This is a genomic window from Streptomyces beijiangensis (genome assembly GCF_017315755.1).
Lineage (GTDB): Bacteria > Actinomycetota > Actinomycetes > Streptomycetales > Streptomycetaceae > Streptomyces > Streptomyces beijiangensis.
Genome location: NZ_JAFLRJ010000013.1, coordinates 30,989 through 48,142 on the forward strand (window position 1 = coordinate 30,989; position 17,154 = coordinate 48,142).

At 69.2% G+C, this 17,154-nt stretch carries 12 protein-coding genes; 7 read left to right on the forward strand and 5 right to left on the reverse strand.

All coding sequences use genetic code 11. The features are described 5' to 3' along the window. Positions 1–31: 31 nt before the first annotated feature. Positions 32–1,903 carry an endo-1,4-beta-xylanase gene (locus tag J0695_RS01705; RefSeq protein ID WP_206959402.1) on the reverse strand — a complete coding sequence of 624 codons (1,872 nt, stop codon included), beginning with the start codon at positions 1,901–1,903 and terminating at the stop codon, positions 32–34. A 264-nt stretch (positions 1,904–2,167) separates the two neighbouring features. Continuing rightward, positions 2,168–2,776, reverse strand: coding sequence for a TetR/AcrR family transcriptional regulator (locus tag J0695_RS01710; protein WP_206959403.1), 609 nt, complete (start codon positions 2,774–2,776; stop codon positions 2,168–2,170). 131 nt (positions 2,777–2,907) lie between these two features. Between J0695_RS01710 and J0695_RS01715 the strand changes: the two genes are divergently transcribed. Beyond that, positions 2,908–4,401: an APC family permease gene (locus tag J0695_RS01715; protein ID WP_307798358.1), complete on the forward strand. Its 1,494-nt coding sequence runs from the start codon at positions 2,908–2,910 to the stop codon at positions 4,399–4,401. Between the two features lie 5 nt (positions 4,402–4,406). Beyond that, a complete protein-coding gene (locus J0695_RS01720; RefSeq protein ID WP_206959406.1) occupies positions 4,407–5,282 on the forward strand; it encodes a carbon-nitrogen hydrolase family protein in 876 nt (291 codons plus the stop codon). On the opposite strand, the gene J0695_RS01725 is transcribed toward J0695_RS01720, so the two are convergent. The 3 genes from J0695_RS01725 to J0695_RS01735 all read right to left on the reverse strand — a co-directional run bounded on the left by J0695_RS01725 (position 5,204) and on the right by J0695_RS01735 (position 6,840). Next, positions 5,204–5,749 (reverse strand): hypothetical protein, encoded by a 546-nt coding sequence (locus tag J0695_RS01725; protein ID WP_206959407.1) that lies wholly within the window; start codon positions 5,747–5,749, stop codon positions 5,204–5,206. The two genes, J0695_RS01720 and J0695_RS01725, sit on opposite strands and share 79 nt — an antisense overlap. Positions 5,750–5,941: 192 nt before the next feature. Continuing rightward, positions 5,942–6,295 (reverse strand): hypothetical protein, encoded by a 354-nt coding sequence (locus J0695_RS01730; RefSeq protein WP_206959409.1) that lies wholly within the window; start codon positions 6,293–6,295, stop codon positions 5,942–5,944. Next, positions 6,292–6,840, reverse strand: coding sequence for an ArsR family transcriptional regulator (locus J0695_RS01735; protein ID WP_242552081.1), 549 nt, complete (start codon positions 6,838–6,840; stop codon positions 6,292–6,294). Before J0695_RS01735 ends, J0695_RS01730 begins: the two co-directional genes overlap by 4 nt. A gap of 541 nt (positions 6,841–7,381) precedes the next feature. On the opposite strand from J0695_RS01735, the gene pglW reads away from it, so the two are divergent. From pglW to pglX, 5 genes are all read left to right on the forward strand, one after another. Beyond that, positions 7,382–11,857: a BREX system serine/threonine kinase PglW gene (gene pglW, locus J0695_RS01740; protein WP_206959419.1), complete on the forward strand. Its 4,476-nt coding sequence runs from the start codon at positions 7,382–7,384 to the stop codon at positions 11,855–11,857. A gap of 259 nt (positions 11,858–12,116) precedes the next feature. After that, positions 12,117–12,443 carry a hypothetical protein gene (locus tag J0695_RS01745; RefSeq protein WP_206959421.1) on the forward strand — a complete coding sequence of 109 codons (327 nt, stop codon included), beginning with the start codon at positions 12,117–12,119 and terminating at the stop codon, positions 12,441–12,443. After that, the gene (locus tag J0695_RS01750) at positions 12,440–13,819 is read left to right on the forward strand and encodes a KGGVGR-motif variant AAA ATPase (RefSeq protein WP_206959423.1); all 1,380 of its coding nucleotides are present in this window, start codon (positions 12,440–12,442) and stop codon (positions 13,817–13,819) included. Before J0695_RS01745 ends, J0695_RS01750 begins: the two co-directional genes overlap by 4 nt. After that, complete coding sequence (locus J0695_RS01755) at positions 13,816–15,318, forward strand: hypothetical protein (protein ID WP_206959424.1); 1,503 nt, start codon at positions 13,816–13,818, stop codon at positions 15,316–15,318. The genes J0695_RS01750 and J0695_RS01755 overlap by 4 nt, the downstream gene beginning before the upstream one ends. A gap of 79 nt (positions 15,319–15,397) precedes the next feature. Further along, positions 15,398–17,154 (forward strand): BREX-2 system adenine-specific DNA-methyltransferase PglX (gene pglX, locus J0695_RS01760; protein ID WP_206959433.1); only part of this gene is annotated, 1,757 nt, incomplete at its 3' end.

Consider the following 17,154-nt stretch of genomic DNA (forward strand, 5'->3'; position numbering starts at 1 on the left):
GGGCGACGTACGTGAGAGACCGGGTACAGGGCTACGGAGCGGTACCCCAGACCAGCGTTCCGCCGACGTAGACCGCGATCTTCGCGGCGTCCGCGAACGTGGTGTTCGTACCGCGGCTGTAGTCGTCCGTCTCGCTGAAGTTCGACCAGTCGGTCTTGTTGAAGCGCAGCTGCAGCTCGCCGGTCGATGCGCCCGCCGCCAGGCTGCCGCTGGAGAAGCCGACCTCCAGGTAGTGGTCGGCGCCCGGCGTGCTCGAACCCGATGCGCTGACGGACTGGGTGACCGAGCCGCAGCCGATCACCGCGTAGTCGCACGCGGTGGAGTACGTGGAGGCTCCGGCCTCGCCGCTGAACCAGTAGCGGACCTTCACCGAGGACAGGCCGACCGCGCCGCTGCCCGTGTTGACCAGTTGGAGCCACGGCCTGATCTGGTTGTCGCCTGCCGACGAGTCGTTGTTCTTGTACTGGACCTTCAGCGTGCCTCCGCCGGTCCCGCCGCCCGCCTGTGTGGTGCCGGTGACCGCGGTCGACTGCGCGGAGACGTTGCCGGCCGCGTCCTTGGCCCGCACGGTGAAGCTGTACGCGGTCGACGCCGTCAGACCGGTGCTGGTGAAGGTGGTGGCGGTGGACGAGCCCACCTGCGTACCGCCGCGGAAGACGTCGTACCCCGTCACCCCGGTGTTGTCCGTCGCGGCCGTCCACGACAGCGAGACCGACGACGAGGTGGCGCCCGTGACCGTCAGACCGGCCGGGACGGTCGGCGCCTGTGTGTCACCGGTGCCGCCGCCGCCCGTGTATCCGAGGGCCGTGCGCACCACGTCGAGCACCGCTTTGGGTTGCAGGTTGGAGTCCCAGAGGCAGGCCGACCCCTGGCCGGAGAAGGCGCCGGGAACCCAGGAGTACTTGTCCGTGTAGTCCCAGATCGTGATCCCGACACAGCGGGAGACGGCCAGGCACGCCTCGGTGACCTGGCGGTAGTACGTGGACTGTGCCGCCAGTTTGGTGGCGTCGGCGGGCAGCACCATCCGTACGTCGAGCTCGGTGATCGCCACGTCCACACCGAGGTCGGCGAAGCGCTGGAGGTTCTGCTGCATCTGCGAGGGAAAGCCGTACTGGGTGGCGAGATGGGCCTGGAACCCCACGCCGTCGATCGGGACGCCCGCCGCCTTGAGGTCTCTGACCAGGTTGTACATGGCGTCGCTCTTCGCGCCCGTGCCATCGGTGTTGTAGTCGTTGATGTAGAGCTTCGCGGCCGGGTCGGCGGCGCGGGCGGCCTGCAGCGCGTAGGTGATGAAGTCCTTGCCCATCGCGTTGTAGAACGGCGAAGTGCGGTACGTACCGTCGTCGTTGAACGGCTCGTTGACCACGTCCCAGGCCTTCACCTGGCCCTTGTAGTGACCTGCCTCACCGGCGATGTGGCTCTCCATGGCGGACCGCACCTCGCTCGCGGGCAGCGCCGAGACCCAGCCGGGAAGCTGGCTGTGCCAGACCAGGGTGTGGCCGCGTACGTCCTCACCGTGCGCCTGGGCGAAGCTCACGACCGCGTCGCCCTTGGCGAAGCTGAACTGGCCGCGCGTGGGCTCGGTGGTGTCCCACTTCATCGAGTTGCCGGGTGTGATCACCCCGAACTCGCTGCCCAGGACGGCCGTGTACGGCGCGTCGGACAGCTCCGGGTTGTCGGTGGCGGAGGCGAAGTACCGGCCCTTGGCGGCGGCGAGTTGGTTCAGCGTGGGAGGCGCGGCGGCGGTGACCGAGGCCGCTGCCTCGTGCGGCACGGGCAGTGCCGCGGCGGCGGCCGGGACCGCCAGCAGCGCTGCGGCGACGGTGGCCATCGTGATGCTCAGACGGCGCCGGATGCTCCGGTGCCGGTTGTTTCCGTACGGGGGTAAGGGCGCCGGCGTCATCGCTGGGATCCTCTCTCCGTTCTCCGTGCGTGGGAGGGGCACACGTGCGTGGGGCTCCGGCCCCTCCACGCGGCTCGGGTGGGGGGTGGTGCAAGTGCTGTTGCCTTGGGACCTTGAGGCCTTGAGGCCTTGAGGCCTTGAGGCCTTGGGAGCGCTCCCACAGTGTCGCCAGGGCGTGAACCTGTCAAGAGTTGGAGCACGGCCCGGTTACTCGCCGCCCGCGCCGTCATCCAATGAACGCCGCGCCGTCAACGCCCGCCGGAATCAAGCCACTCGCGAGGCCCCCGGGTCGTGACCGGTGACGGCGCGGGCGTAGGAGTGCAGGGCCGTGATCACCTCGGTACGGGTCCGGCGGCCGGCCAGGATCTCCATCTGGTAACCGTCCTCCATCGCCACGAAGTTGGCGGCAAGCAGCCGGGGCGGGTCGCTCAGAACGAAGTGCTCCTGCGCCTGCCCCAGCGTCAGAATCCCGGAGTAGACCGCGATCTGACGTTCGGTCAGCGCGCTGTCCAGCGCGGCGGCCCTGGCGTCACGCAGACAGCGCGGCCAGTACTCGAAGAGGAGCCGGGTCAGGGCGTCGTCGGGACCACTGGCGACGCCGCTCTCGATGCACGCGTCGAGCCGGTCACGGGCATCGTCGAACCGGTCCGCCGTCTGCTCGCGCTCGTTGCTGTAGCGCTCGATGGCCTGCTGGTACGTCTCGTAGACGAGGGCGTCGAGATCGCCGTAGTAGAGAACCGCGGCGGGCGTGACCCCGGCCTCCTCCGCGACGTCGCGCAGCCGCAGCCCCTCGAGCCCGCGCACCAGCAGCGCGCGCTGCACGGCCTCGCCGAGCTCCGCCCGACGGGCCTCCTTGCCCTTGCCACGTGCCACCGCAACTGCCCCCTCCGCCTCAGCCACTCATTAACTTCATTTTTAAATATGCCCGAACATCCCTTGACGGGCCAGCTTCACAGTCATTAAATCTGCGTTTAACAAATACCGGCCTACCCCTGGAGCCCCCGGTGACCCTCCCGCACACCGCAACGCAGGCGCCTCCGTCGCCGCCAGGCAAGGGATTCGCCGCCGACTCCGTGGGCCTGCTCTCGATGGTCTCCCTGGGCCTGGCCTCCACCGCACCGGCCTACAGCATCACCGTCACGCTCGGCCTGGTGATCCTCGCCGTCGGCCATCTCGCACCGGCCGCGCTGCTGGTCGGCTTCGTCCCGATCCTGTGCACCGCCTACGCGTTCCGTGAGCTCAACCGCACCATGCCGGACTGCGGGACCAACTTCGTGTGGATCACCAAGGCGTTCGGCCCCTGGCCCGGCTGGATCTTCGGCAACTGGATACCGCAGATCGCCACGACCATCGCCATGACCGCCCTGGCCCAGGTCGGCGCCGTCAACCTCCTCTCGCTGATCGGCCTGCAGCGTTACGCCGACCGGACGCTCCCGGTGACCTGTCTCGGCGTCGCCCTGATCGCCCTCGTCACCGCCGTCGCCTACCGTGGCATCCAGCTTTCCGCACTAGTTCAGACCGCAATGGTCACACTGCAACTAGTCGCACTTCTCGGCTTCGGTATCGCCGCCCTCGCCCACCACGGCGCGACAGCCCCGTCCCTGTCCTGGTTCAACCCGTTCCGATTCGACGGCAGCGGACCGTTCGCCGAATCGGTCCTGCTCTGCCTGTTCATCTACTGGGGCTGGGACGCGGCCCTGACCGTCAACGAGGAGGCCCGCGACCGCACCCGGGCGCCGGGCAGGGCGGCCGTCATCTCCACCCTCGTCCTCCTCAGCAGCTACCTCTTCACCGCGGTCGCCGCCCTCAGCTTCGCCGGTACGGGAACGACGGGCATCGGCCTGCGCAACGAGGACAACGTCACCGACGTCCTCGCCGCCCTCTCCCCCGCCGCGCTGGGCGGCCCGCTCGCCAAGGTGGTCCAGCTCGCCGTGGCCCTGTCGGCGGTCGCGGCCCTGCTGACCTGCGTGGTCTCCACCTCCCGCCCCAACGTCTCGGTCGCCGTGCACGGAGCGCTGCCCCGCGCCTTCGCCCGCGTGCACCCCCGCTTCCGTACCCCCACCGTCGCCACCGTCTTCACCGGCGCGCTCGCGATACTCCTGCTCACCGCGCTGACGGCGACCGTGCCCTCGTTCCTGGGCGACGCGGTGCTCTCCATCGGCCTGCTGGTCTGCGCGTACTACGGCGCCACGGCCTTCGCCTGCACCTGGCACTTCCGCCATGAACTGCGCGACTCCCCCAGGGCGCTGGTCTTCAAGGGAATCCTCCCCGTGGCGGGCGGCCTGATGATGCTGGCCGCGTTCGCCCGCAGCGCCGTGGACATGATCGAACCGTCCTACGGATCCACCTCGTTCGGCGGCTTCGGCGGCGTCTTCCTGCTGGGCATCGGCTCGATGGCCCTGGGCCTCCCCGTCACCGCCCTCATCCGCATCCGCTTCCCCGACTTCTTCCGGCACGGCCGCAGCACCGTCACTGACCAGCTCGTCACAGAGGACTGACCCCCATGCGTACCCTCGCCATCGCCGCGATCCAGACCCGCCCCGTCGCAGGCGATCCCGACGCCTCCTTCGACCGCTTCCGGACCCAGGTCCTGTCCGTACGAGACCTCTTCCCCCATGTCCAGCTGGTCGTGGTCCCCGAACTGCTCCTCGCCGCCGAGGGCCCGCTGCTCGAACTCCCCGCGCACGAAATGCACCAGCTGGCCGTTCCGATACCGGGCCCGCTCACCGACCGCCTCTGCGCCCTGGCCGTCGAGACAGGCCTCTGGCTGATCCCCGGCAGCGTCTTCGAGCGCGCCGAGGACGGCCGCATCCACAACACCGCGCTCGCGATCTCCCCCGAGGGCGAGATCACCGCCCGCTACCGCAAGATCTTCCCCTGGCAGCCGTACGAACAAGCCGCCCCCGGCGACGAGTTCATCGTCTTCGACATCCCCGGCGCGGGCCGCGTCGGCCTGGCCATCTGCTACGACGGCTCCTTCCCCGAGACAATCCGCCAACTCGCCTGGCTGGGCGCCGAGATCATCATCCAGCCCACCCTGACGACCACCCGCGACCGCGAGATGGAACTGGTCTGCGCCCGCGCCAACGCCTGGACCAACCAGGTCTACGTGGTCAACGTCAACGCCTCCGACCCGTGCGGTGTGGGCGCGAGCGTGATTGTCGACCCGGAGGGCATAGTTCGTCAGCAGGCGGGCCCTGGCGAGGAGGTCCTGGTGGACGTCCTGGACCTGGACACCGTGACCCGGGTCCGCCGCTACGGCACGGCGGGCATCAACCGCCCCTGGTCCCAACTGGCCCGCTACGGGGGCCGGATCAAGCTCCCGATGTACGAGGGCGGCACATTCACCACCCCGCCCTGGCACCACACCGAGGACTGAGCGGGCCCTCGCGTCGCGAAGTAGTTGTCCCAGCTGCCCAGGAGGACCTTGGCGCCCGCCCAGCGCAGGAAGGCAGGCACGTTCAGGACCTGCTCGGCCGCATCACGGAAGGCGTCGGACGCGAACCGGTCATCCCCGCCCGCCAGTTGGACTCCGTTGACGGTTCGGACGAGAGTGGCGAGGTCGTCGTAACCGCTGGCGGCCGGATTGTCCTCGTTCGTCTTGAGCCGGTACGTCCGGTCGTCCTCCAGGCTGCCCACGGTGAAGTACTGACGCCCGCCGACCACCCGGACCACCCTGTGGTCCGCGACAGCCTCCTCACCATGCTTCGGCTTCCCCCGGCCACCGAGCAGGAAGTACTGGACCGCCTCCTGGCCACCGCCGCCCGCACCGTCCCCGACGGCTTTCTCCCGTACGTTGCGGGCGATGAGGACGGCGCCTTCCAGCCGATTCTCAGATAACGGCACGTCTGAAAATCCGGCACCGGCAAGCGGGCCGAGTACAGGGATGTCACCTGCGGAAACGCGGATTTCAGGGCGTCAGCCTCAGTAGCGCGGCATGTTGGGGATCGCCTTCTCCGCGAGCTCGATGAGCGCCTCCACCTTTACCAGGTCGGTCTCAACCTCCTCCGACGTCACCGCAGGGGCCGCCGAGGACCGTTACTCGACTTCGTTGCGCCGGGCTCGCATGCGATTGAAGGGGCGCAGCATGGACCCGAGCGGCGGGTCGAGCTGCGCACGCACGGCCTCGTAGATGACGGTATGGCCACCGCGACTGGTCGCGCGCAGCCCCTGGTTCTGCAATACCGCGGCCAGCGCTCTGCGCGCGGCGTCATAGGCCAGTGTGTACGCGCCCTCCGGATCCGTCGCTGCCAACTGTCGCGCAGATCCGACATGCGTACGCGCCCGGACCAGTTCCGCCTCGGCGGCCTGCTGGGAAGCGGGCGCGCGTTCAAGCCCACCACTGTCGATGAGGGCGTCGACCGTCGCACGCCCTTGATTCCAGCGTGTCACGGAGTCTCCTGGTCAAGGTTCAGCTGAACCAGCGGGCGTTCACGCACACTGATGAGGAACGGATCACCCGTGCGGGCCTCCCACGCCTCAACGGAAGCCCGATGGACGTTGACCTCACGACCCAGCCGTCGGGACGCCTCCTCGGCAAGGTCGAAGAGCGCGTCGGCATCGGGATCGCCCACAACGAGGACATCGACATCAGCCGGCGGCGGCCCCGGCTCGCCGTTGTACCTAGCGGCCCAGGAGCCGTAGATATACGCCCGCTGCACGCCTTCAAGTCCCGCCAGCACGTCCGTGAGCAATGGCATGGGACCGAAGGAGACGGCCATGAGATCGCTCAACGGACGGTACAGCGGGGTATCCGTACGAGCCTTCACGAGGCGACTGCGCCCCACTCGCCGATCGGTCAGGATCCCGCCGCCGGTCAACCGGTCAACCTCACGCAGGACAGCTGTGGGCGTCACCCCGACGTCGCCGGCGAGCTCAGTGATGCTGTATTCGCGCTCCGGGTGCAGCAGTACGAGAGCAAGAAGCTCACCCTGCATACGCGACCGGAGGATGGGGAGCAGACTAGGGGACACTTTCATTGGGCGCAGCATATCAAGCGCCCAATGAAAGTAACAATGGGTACCCGGACGCTCACCAACGTCGCATGAGGGCAGAAGGAGCCGGTCCCACTGAAGTGGAACGTTAAGCGCAGGGCTGCCACCTGCGGAAACGCTGAGCTGTGCGGCTCAATCCAGCACAGATCCAGCAACCGTCGGCGCCTTCGCCCCATCAGGACCCGAGCTACCAGAGCGCATCCATCGGCAGGGCTCGAACCCGGTTGCACCGAATCCACGATGATGTCCCGCCGGGAACGCCTTCTCTTCCGGTCAGCCCGGACGCTTGGGCCTGGGGGCAGCGACCCTGCAAAACCGATATTCAGGACAACCGTGCTCGACGATGCTGCCCGCAGTGCAGCTATTAAGATGCCGAGCGGGTACGAGGGCAGTCTCCGTCCGAGCAGCTCCACGGACCGCTCCTGAGCCGGTTCACGGACCGCTCCACCCATGTTCCGTGCCCGTTTCTTCCGGAGGTCCTCAGGTGACACCGACCGCGCGGCCCGTTCCGAAGCCGGGCCCTCCCACCCACCAGGAGCACTGGTTCCAGCCGCGTCGGTCCGATTTCCGCTGGGAGCAGGAAGGGCTGGATCATGTAAGGGAGTTGATGCCGCGGGTCGAGCCCTACCGGGCCTGGGCCACGTTCCGTTTCACCGGCGTCACCGGCCGGGTCAACGAATGCGATCTGCTGATCGCCGTACCCGGCGGCGTCTACCTGCTGGAGCTCAAGGGCCATCCGGGCCGCGTGGTGAACCACGGCGACACCTGGCAGTTCCACGAGGAGCGGGTCCGCACCCTGCGCAACCCGCTGCATCTGACCGATCTCAAGGCGAAGGAACTCAAGGCCCAGCTGGAGCGGGCGGCGCGTGCCTCGGGGGATCCCTCCTGGAGGGTCCCCTTCATCAAGCCGGCGGTATTCCTCCACGACCCCGGCCTGGTGAGTGAGCTCGATCAGTTCCAGCGCACCGGCGTCTACGGGCGCAACGACGGCACGAGCGGCCTTCCCGGCATCTGGGACGGTCTGCTGGGGATGCCGCCCGAGCGGGAGAGCTGGCGCATCACCGCGCGCGACAGCCGACGGCTTGAGGAGCTGATGCGGTCCATCGGCATCAGCCACTCGACCGCCCATCTGCGGTTCGGGGACGACTGGCAGCTGGAACCGCGGGCCCTCGATGCGGGCCCGGGCTGGGAGGACCGGCTCGCGGTACGCGACGACGGCCTGGTCAAGGAGGGCGGTCGTGTTCGCATCTATTTGGCGGGCCAGGGTGCGGCCACGGAGCAGCGCAGCCGGATCGATCGCGCAGCCCGCCGCGAGTACCAGGTGCTGCAGGGCATCAATCACCGCGGCATCGTCCAGGCCGTGCAGATCCGCGAGCACCAGGGCGGTCCTGCGATCCTGTTCCGGCACAGTGAGCAGGATCTTCGCCTGGACGCCTACTTGGACGCGTACGGCGCAGGTCTCACCCCTGGACAGTGCCTGGACATGGTCCGCCAGCTGGCCGAAGCGGTGCGCTACGCCCACAACCGTTCGCTCTACCACCGGGCCCTGTCGGCTCGTTCGGTGTACGTCGCCGCGCGCGACGACGGTTCCGATCCGGTACTGCGGATCGTCGACTGGCAGACCGCGGCCCGCGACTTCGAGACCACCGCCCATCTCTCGCTCGGCGATACGCCCCTGGACTCCGGCCTGGTCGCGGACATCGCCCAGGTGTATCTCGCCCCCGAGACCCACCGAGAGTTCGCCGATCCGGTGGACCTCGACATCTTCGGCCTCGGCAGCCTCGCCTACCTTCTGCTGACGGGAAAGCCGCCGGCCGATGTACGGGGCGCACTGGTGGACCGGCTGGCCTCCGACGGCGGTCTGCACCCGTACGCGGTCTCGGACAGCGTCTCCGCTGCCCTCGACGACCTGATCTTCCGGGCCACCGCCTCCGACGTACAGAACCGGCTTTCGTCCGCGGACGACTTCCTGCGGCTGCTCGACGAGGCGGAAGCGGAACGCGCACGGGCCGGGCGCGCCCCGGCCGTGACAGCGGATCCGCTGACCGCACAGCCCGGTGACCGGCTCGACGAGGACTGGCGGGTCGTGCGCGTCCTGGGCACCGGCGCCACCGCCCGCGCGCTTCTGGTCACCAGGGCGCAGGACGACGAGTCGGCCGATGTCCCCGCCTCCCTGCGAGTGTTCAAGGTGGCACTCGACCGCGAGAAGGACGCCCGGCTGTACGCGGAGGCGAAAGCTCTGCGCGAAGTGGGCGGCGGGCGCATCGTCAAACTGCTCGCAGCCGCACGCGAGTTGGGTGGCCACACCGTTCTGGAGATCGAGTACGCGGGTGGCTACCGGCCCTCCGGCGACCGGGATCCTGTCAGCCTCGGCTCCCGGCTTCGCGGCGAAGGCCGGCTCGGCTACGGCCAGTTGGAGCGATTCGGCAATGACTTGTTCGACGCTCTCGACAGCCTCGCCGCCCGCGGGGTCCGCCACCGGGACATCAAGCCGGACAATCTGGGGCTCTTCAAGCGCAACGACGGCTCCTGGCAGCTGATGCTGTTCGACTTCTCCCTGGCCGACGCACCGGACCAGGACCTGCGTGCAGGCACCCGCGGCTATCTCGATCCCTTCCTGGGGGGCAGCCGCCGTTCGCGTTTCGACGACCACGCCGAGTGGTACGCCGCGGCGGTCACCCTGCACGAGATGGCCTCGGGTGTGCGCCCGGTATGGGGGGACGGCCAGGGTGATCCGCTCACCGTCCAGACAGCTGAGCTCTATGTGGCCCGCGAGCTGTTCGAGTCGGCGCTGAGCGAGGGCCTGACCGAGTTCTTCGAGCGTTCTCTGCATCGCGATGTCGAGCAGCGCTACGACAGCCTGCGCCAGATCCAGGAGGCCTGGCGTCAGGTCTTCCGGAAGGCGGACGCGACTCGTCCCGCGACCACCCCCGCCACGGTGGACTCCCAGGCCGAGGACGTGCAGGACGCCCGCGACCAGGCGGCGGCCGCCGCAGGCCTGGAGACTTCGCTGGAGGCGGCCGGGCTCTCGCCCCGGGCTGTCTCGGTGGCGGCCGGTCTGGGGGCGGTCACGGTAGGCGCCCTCCTCGACATTCCGCCGCACACGATCTCGCGGGCCCGGGGCTCCGGCAATGTGATCCGCAAGGAACTCAACCGGCGCCACCGTCAGTGGACCCAGGAGCTGCGCCGCCGTCCTGCACCCAAGCAGCCCCTGCCTGCGCCGGCCACCGGCCCACAGGGGCTTGTGGAGGAAGCACTCTCGGGAGCCCTCGCCGGCCCCCCGGAGCTGGTGTCGGTATCGATTCTGGCGGACCGGCTCACTCCGGTCCAGAACAACCAGCGCTCCCGCCGACCTGATGTCGTCCTTGCGACACTTGGCCTGCCGGGCGCCGCGCTCACCACCCCCTGGCCCGCCCAGACTGCCATCGCCAAGGCTCTGGACATCAGCCAGACGACCGTATCGGGTTACCAGAGCGCCGAAATCGAGCAGTGGGCCACACTGCCCTGGCTCCGCCGGGTACGCGACGAACTGGTGACCATACTGTCCGAGCAGGGCAGGGTGATGACGGCGTGGGAGCTGGCCGCAGCTCTGCGTGCCGGGCACTCCGCCTACGACACCGACGAGGCCGGCGACCTTGCGGCTCGCGACACCGCGGCGCTCCAGGTCCAGGCGTTGGCTGTGGTGCGGGCCGCGGCAGAAGCCGAGACCCGTAAGCGCGGAGCTGCCCCTGCCGACGGCGCCACCGAGGGTCCGGCGCGACTCTGCGTGCTCCGGCGGGGCGGCTCCGTCCTGCTGGCGCTGGAAGACGTCCCCGGCAGCGAGGAACCGGCCCCGGCGACACTCGCCGACTACGCCGTGCGCCTCGGTCAGATCGCCCAAGGGGTGGCTGGACGCGATCCACTGCCCGGCCGGGCGACGGTACTGCGCGAGCTCCGCGCCGAGAAGCCGCCGGAGGGCATGACTCCGCTGGCCGACACCCGCCTGGTGGCGCTTGCCGCCTCCATGGCAGGCGGTGTCGGCGTATCACCGCGCTTCGAGCTGTTCCCGCTCACGTTGGGGTTTGCGCCTGCGCTGCGGATCTCCCAGGCGGCTGCCGGCGTACGGCCCGGCATCGGGATCGGTGACGTCGAACTCCTGACCCGTCTGCGGTCCCGTTTCCCCGGCCTTGTCGTACTTACCGACCCCACTTATGTGGAGCTGGAAGAGGCGCTCGCCGATGCGGGATTCCCGCTCGTCCATGACCGGGCGCTCAGCCGCTTCTACCCTCCTGAGCGGGATCCGGACCTGACACGGACCCGGGTCAGCGGCTCGGTGCTGACCAACACCGGCGAGCTGATCGATGCCGCGCAGAGCGCGTTCGCTCAAGGACACAACCCGGGCCGTCTCCAGGCACTGCGGCTGGAGAGCACCGTGCGCCGGGGCGGTTTCCTCGCGCTGACTGTCAAGGGCTCAAGGCTGCCCGGCACGGCGCAACAGCTTGCTGCCCGTTTCGGCGTGCTGCCCGTCGCCCTGGACGAACTCTTCCTCACCGCACTGCACCAGCTGGCCGAGGAGCAACAGATCCGCTGGAAGGCGCTGTTGAAGGCAGACGCCACGTTCACGTCCTCGGGACTGGTCGGGGCGGCACTCGGCTCGTACACGCGCCTCGCCGCCGAACGCGTCACAGCACAGGTGACGGAACTCGCCGGGAAGGCCGGCCCGCGCACCGTCCTGCTTCTGCACCAGGCCGGTCTTACAGCCCGCTACTGGGAGGCCGGCGGCCGGGAACTCCTGGTGTCCCTGCAGGAGGCGGCCCGCCGCCCGGCCGACGTCCCGCACGGTCTGTGGCTGCTCGCCCCCATGGAGGACCCGCAGGCCACCCCGGCCCTGGACGGCCAGACGGTGGACGTGGTGGACCGGGTCAGCGAGTGGGAGGTGCTGGAGGGGCTGCTTTTTCGGGAACTGCCGGGCGAGAACTGAGGGTTGATGCCGCTTCGGCCCGGCCTGCATACGGCCCTCTCACCCTTCCAGAGCAACACTTCGGCATAAGATCAGCTCTGTGACGGATGCCGAAAGAGATGCCATACGACATTTCGCCTGCGCCGCATCGCGGCATCTCAGGGACGCCCAGTATCTCCACGACGACGAGCGCAGGCACACAGCGGACCATCTCTTCGGGTTCGCCGCGGAGTGTGCGGCCAAGAGCCTGCTGCTCCGCTTCACCACCTACGAAGTAACCATGAAGAAGAAGGAAGACAAGCCCTCGGATAGGCCTTGGATCCGGAAGTCCGCCGATGACGAGAATCCCCAGATGCTGGGGCACATCGGGGCCGTCCTCGGTGCCTTCCCGCTTCTCTCCCACGGCCGCTCCGGACCCAAGCTGATGGAGGCCGAAGACAAGATCTCGGCCTTTGACGGGTGGAATCTCAGCCACCGCTATGAAGACGAAGTCGGTCCGGACGGGCTCCCGCTCATCGCACCGTCCCTCGTCGCGGAACGCCGCCTGGCCGCCGAATGCCTGCTGGATCTGCAGGCGCATGTCGAACTCACAGGAATGCTGCCATGACCTCATCCGCCCGCAGGACCGTCCGCTTCGACAGCGCCCGCCCTGCCGCCTTCGACGTCGCCCGCGAGGTGGCCGGCGAGGGTTTCGAGTCCCTGCTGGTACGCGATGTTCTCGGCCGCTTCTCGCTGGTGATCGACGACCACGGCGAGGACGGCACCAGCAGGGTGACCTCCGAACAGGCCACAAGCTGGCGTTCGTTGCTCACGGACCGGCTCGGCCCGTACGCCGGTGAACGCCCGCTGGTCCTGGCCTCGGCCATGCCCGTGGCGCGGACTCTGCTGGCCTCCACCCGCACGATCCCTGATCCCGAAGACCCCACCGAGCGGGTCCGCTTCCTGGACAACACGGTCGTCGGCGAGGACTGGTCCCGGGTCTCCACCCCGGACCAGACCGGCACAACTCCCGTGCGCCGCACCGCCGTATACGGCTTCAAGGGCGGGGTCGGCCGTACGACGGCGACAGCCCTGCTCGCCCGCGACCTCGCGGACATCGGCAAGGTCGTCCTGGTGGTCGACCTGGACCTGGAGTCGCCCGGCGTCGGCCCGCTGCTCCTGGGCGACGGCAGGCTGTGCCGGCACGGTGTGGTGGACCACCTGGTGGAGTCCGCGGTGGGGAACACCGAGGACCTGGAACTGGTGACGCGCTCTGGCTATGAGCCGGCCAACCTGGGCGAACTGTGGATCGCCCCCGCCCGCGGCGCCGGAGAGGAAGGTGTCCCCAACGGGTACGTGGACAAGCTCAACCGGGTCTACGCCGACACGGCGGGCGCACGTTTCGCCGACCGCCTGGCCGCAACCCTGCGCGCCTGCGAGGACGCGGTGGAGCGGAGCGAGAGCGGACGCAGGCCCGATGTGGTGCTGCTCGACAGCCGGGCCGGTATCCACGACGTCGCCGCCGTGACCATCTCCCAACTCTGCGACCTGGCGCTACTGTTCGGTGCGGACAACGACCAGACCTGGGCGGGCTACGGAGACCTGTTCGAGGCCTGGGCGGCCTCCGGCCAGGCGCCCCGCATCCGCAAGAGGCTCCGCATGGTGGCCTCGATGGTGCCGGACTCCGTCCACCACTCGATGGACACCTACCTGGAGTCTTTCCGTACGAGTGCCTACCGCTGTTTCAGCGCTCTCTACGACACCATCGCACCGGGCGAGCAGTCAGGCCCCGACGCGTACTCCCCCGGCCTGGAGGACGACTCCGCGCCCCACGATCCGATCCCGATCCTCTTCGAGCCCGGCCTGGTCGGGATGAACGTCCCCAACTCCCCGCGCTGGCAGGAGCGCCCCTTCGTCCGGGCCGCGTACCTTGAATTCCTGGCCACCGCCGTAGAGCTGGTCCTGGCCGGACCGGAGGACCCCGAAGAGTACGGAGCCCCATGACCGAGCCGCTGACCCCCGGCGAGTACCGCGATCTGCTGTCGCGTGCGCTGGAGGGCACCGTGGACGCGGACACCCGTCCGCCGACCCCGCACACCCTGTACATGCCGGACCTCCACCGGACCGCGCTGTATGTGGACAGCACGGTGGTGCAGGGCGGCCGGGGCGACGGCAAAACCTTCTGGGCGCGCTCGCTCCTCGACCCGGTACTGCGTGAGGCCGCCGCGAAGGAGTACCGCATCTCCCGGCTCCACCGGCTGTACGTCCACCCCGGCCACGGCATGGACATCGGCTCACCCCACTATCCGGGTCCGCTGACCCTCAACAGCCTGGTGGCGGAGAAGGCCCTGCCCGAGGAGATCTGGTACGCGGTCCTGCTCACCGCTCTGGGCCTTCCGGAGATGAGCGAGCACGCCGAGTGGTCGCAGCGCGTGGCCTGGCTGCGCGCCAATCCCGGTCCTGCCGAACGCGCGCTGGCGGACGCGGACGCGGCCGCCTCTGCCAAGGACATGGTGCATCTGCTGGTCTTCGACGGCCTGGAACATCTGCACCACGACGGGGCGACGGTGGACGCCCTCATCGCGGGCCTGCTCCGGGTCGCCCTGAGGATGCGCTTCGGTACACGCAACATCCGTTTCAAGGTGTTCCTGCGCCCCGACATGTTCGACGCGGCCAAGCAGCTCTTCCCCGATGCATCGAAGCTGTCTGGGAACGCGGCACGGCTGGAGTGGTACCCCACTGATCTCTACGGTCTGCTCTTCCACCATCTGGGCAACGAGGACGATGACTCCTCCCGCCGCTTCCGCCGGATCACCGGTGGCTGGGAGCCGGGCCAGGACCAGGACCGGCTCGGTCCGGCCGACCGGTATGTCCCCCCGATCGCCCTGCGCAACGACCCCAGGGCACAGACCGAACTGCTCGAGCAGATCGCCGGCCCCTTCATGGGCAGCAACTTCCGCAAGGGCAAGACCTACACCTGGCTGCCCAACCACCTCAAGGACAGCAGGGACCGGGTCAGCCCTCGCGGCTTCCTCAAGGCCCTGTCCGTGGCCGCCGAGACCACCCGGCGCGCCTACCCCGATCATGACCGTGCCCTGCACTACGACGCGATCCGCAGCGGCGTCCGGGAGGCGTCAAAGGTGCGGGTGGAGCAGGTCAGCGAGGACACCCCGTGGGTGAAGCTGGCCATAGAGCCGTTGGCCGGCTGCCAGGTGCCGATCGCCCAGGGGACGGTCGTACGGATCTGGGAGGAGAACGGGCTGCCCCGGGACCTGGCCGAGACCTCTGCCCGTTACACCCAGACCGACCGACCCGAGCTTGTCCACACCGGCCCCCGCCACCCGGACGACCTGGTACGTCTCGTGGAGGAGCTGATCGCCCTCGGAGTGATGCGCCGCCGCGACGCCCACTCCGACGAGCACTCCCTGCTCGATCTGCCCGACATCTACCGCATCGCCTTCGACCTGGGTCGGCGCGGCGGCATCCCGCGCAGCAGCCGCTGACGGCCCCGCGCCGTCCCGTTTCCCCTTCTGAACTGGCAGGATGGACCGGTCCCCGGCCGAATGAAGAGAGGCGCCGCCCGTGTCCCCCCAGGAAGCACCCACACCGGACACGACGGACGTGACTCCCGCTGCCGAAGACCGCAACGAGCAGCTCGTCAAGGACCTGCAGAAACAGGTCGGCCTCCTGGAGGCGGACCTGCGCGAGCGCGCCCAGGAGGACGACAACGCCCAGGCCGCCGCCCTGCGCGCCGAGTACGACCGGGCGCTAGCCCAGGACCGTACCTCTGTCATGTACGAGACCTGGCTGGACGAGCGCCTGGTGCAGATCGCCGCCGCCTGGGTCCTGGCCTGTGTCTTCGTCCGCTTCAGCGAGGACAACGGTCTGATCCCCGACGCCCTGCTGTCCGGCCCCGGCGAGCGGCTGCCCGAGGCGCAGGACCACCACGAGGCGTACTTCCGCCTGCACCCCTCGCACAACGACCGCGACTGGCTCCAGGAGACCTTCCGCAGGCTCGGCACGGAGCACACCATCGCCGCCGGCCTCTTCGACCCGGCGCACAACCCGCTCTGGGAACTCGACCCCTCCTACGGGGCGGCCGCCCACCTCCTCGCCTTCTGGCGCGAGCGCGGCGCGGACGGGAAGATCCGCTACGACTTCACGGACCGCGGCCTCGACACCCGCTTCCTCGGCGACCTCTACCAGGACCTGTCCGAGCACGCCCGCAAGACTTACGCCCTGCTCCAGACCCCGGAGTTCGTCGAGGAGTTCATCCTCGACCTGACCCTGGACCCGGCGCTGAAGGAGTTCGGCCTGGACCCGGTGTGGCAGGTCCGCCCGCCCAACTGGGTCGGCGAGACGTACGGCGAGACCGGCCCCGACGGCCTTCCGGCGGTACGGGGCCTGCGCTGCATCGACCCGGCCTGCGGCTCGGGCCACTTTCTGCTGGGCCTCTTCCGCCGCATCCTCGCGCACTGGCGCGAGGCGGAACCCGGCACGGAGAACTGGCTGCTGGTCCGCCGCGCCCTGGAGTCCGTGCACGGCGCGGACAAGAACCCCTTCGCCGTCTCCATCGCCCGGTTCCGGCTGCTGGTCGCGATGGTGCAGGAGTGCAGGGTGACGCGGTTGTCGGCGGCGCCCTCGATGCCCATCCGCATCGCGGTCGCGGACTCGCTGCTGCATGGGCGGGACGCGGGCCGGGAGAACGACCGGACGCTGGACGACGCCGAGAGGGAAGAGGCCGGGGCCTTCACCTACCGGACGGAAGACGTCGGCGGGTACATCAAGGAAGTCGACCTGCTGGGGCGCGGCTCGTACCACGTGGTCGTGGCGAACCCCCCGTACATCACCGTCAAGGACAAGCAGGAGAACGAGAACTACCGCAAGATCTACTGGGCCTGCTCCGGCAAGTACGCCCTGTCCGTGCCTTTCGCGCAACGCATCTTCGAACTCGCCATCCGCGACGGGGAAAACTATCGGGGCGGCGGCTTCACCGGGCAGATCACCGCGAACTCCTTCATGAAGCGGGAGTTCGGGGCGATGCTCATCCAGTCGTACTTCCACGGCGGCCCGTACAAGGACCCCGAGACGCGGCGCAGGCGCGACTACCCGGGGGTGGAACTCACCCATGTTCTGGACACCTCAGGGGCGTTCATCCCGGGGCACGGGACCCCGACGGTGATCCTGGCGGGGCGGAATCAGGTGGCGCGGCAGTCTGAGCCGATTCGGGCGGTGCTGGGCGTACGGGGGGAGCCGGGGCAGCCGGCGGACCCGGCAGAGGGCCAGGTGTGGAAGGCGATCGTCGAGGGGTGGCGGAAGCCGGGGAGGGGGTCGGAGGA

Bases quoted from the DNA above. Each gene is read 5' to 3' on its own strand.
- J0695_RS01720 (WP_206959406.1), top strand. From the start codon at position 4,407: ATGCGTACCCTCGCCATCGCCGCGATCCAGACCCGCCCCGTCGCAGGC.
- J0695_RS01705 (WP_206959402.1), bottom strand. From the start codon at position 1,903: ATGACGCCGGCGCCCTTACCCCCGTACGGAAACAACCGGCACCGGAGC.
- J0695_RS01750 (WP_206959423.1), top strand. From the start codon at position 12,440: ATGACCTCATCCGCCCGCAGGACCGTCCGCTTCGACAGCGCCCGCCCT.
- J0695_RS01755 (WP_206959424.1), top strand. From the start codon at position 13,816: ATGACCGAGCCGCTGACCCCCGGCGAGTACCGCGATCTGCTGTCGCGT.
- J0695_RS01735 (WP_242552081.1), bottom strand. From the start codon at position 6,840: ATGCAGGGTGAGCTTCTTGCTCTCGTACTGCTGCACCCGGAGCGCGAA.
- J0695_RS01745 (WP_206959421.1), top strand. From the start codon at position 12,117: ATGAAGAAGAAGGAAGACAAGCCCTCGGATAGGCCTTGGATCCGGAAG.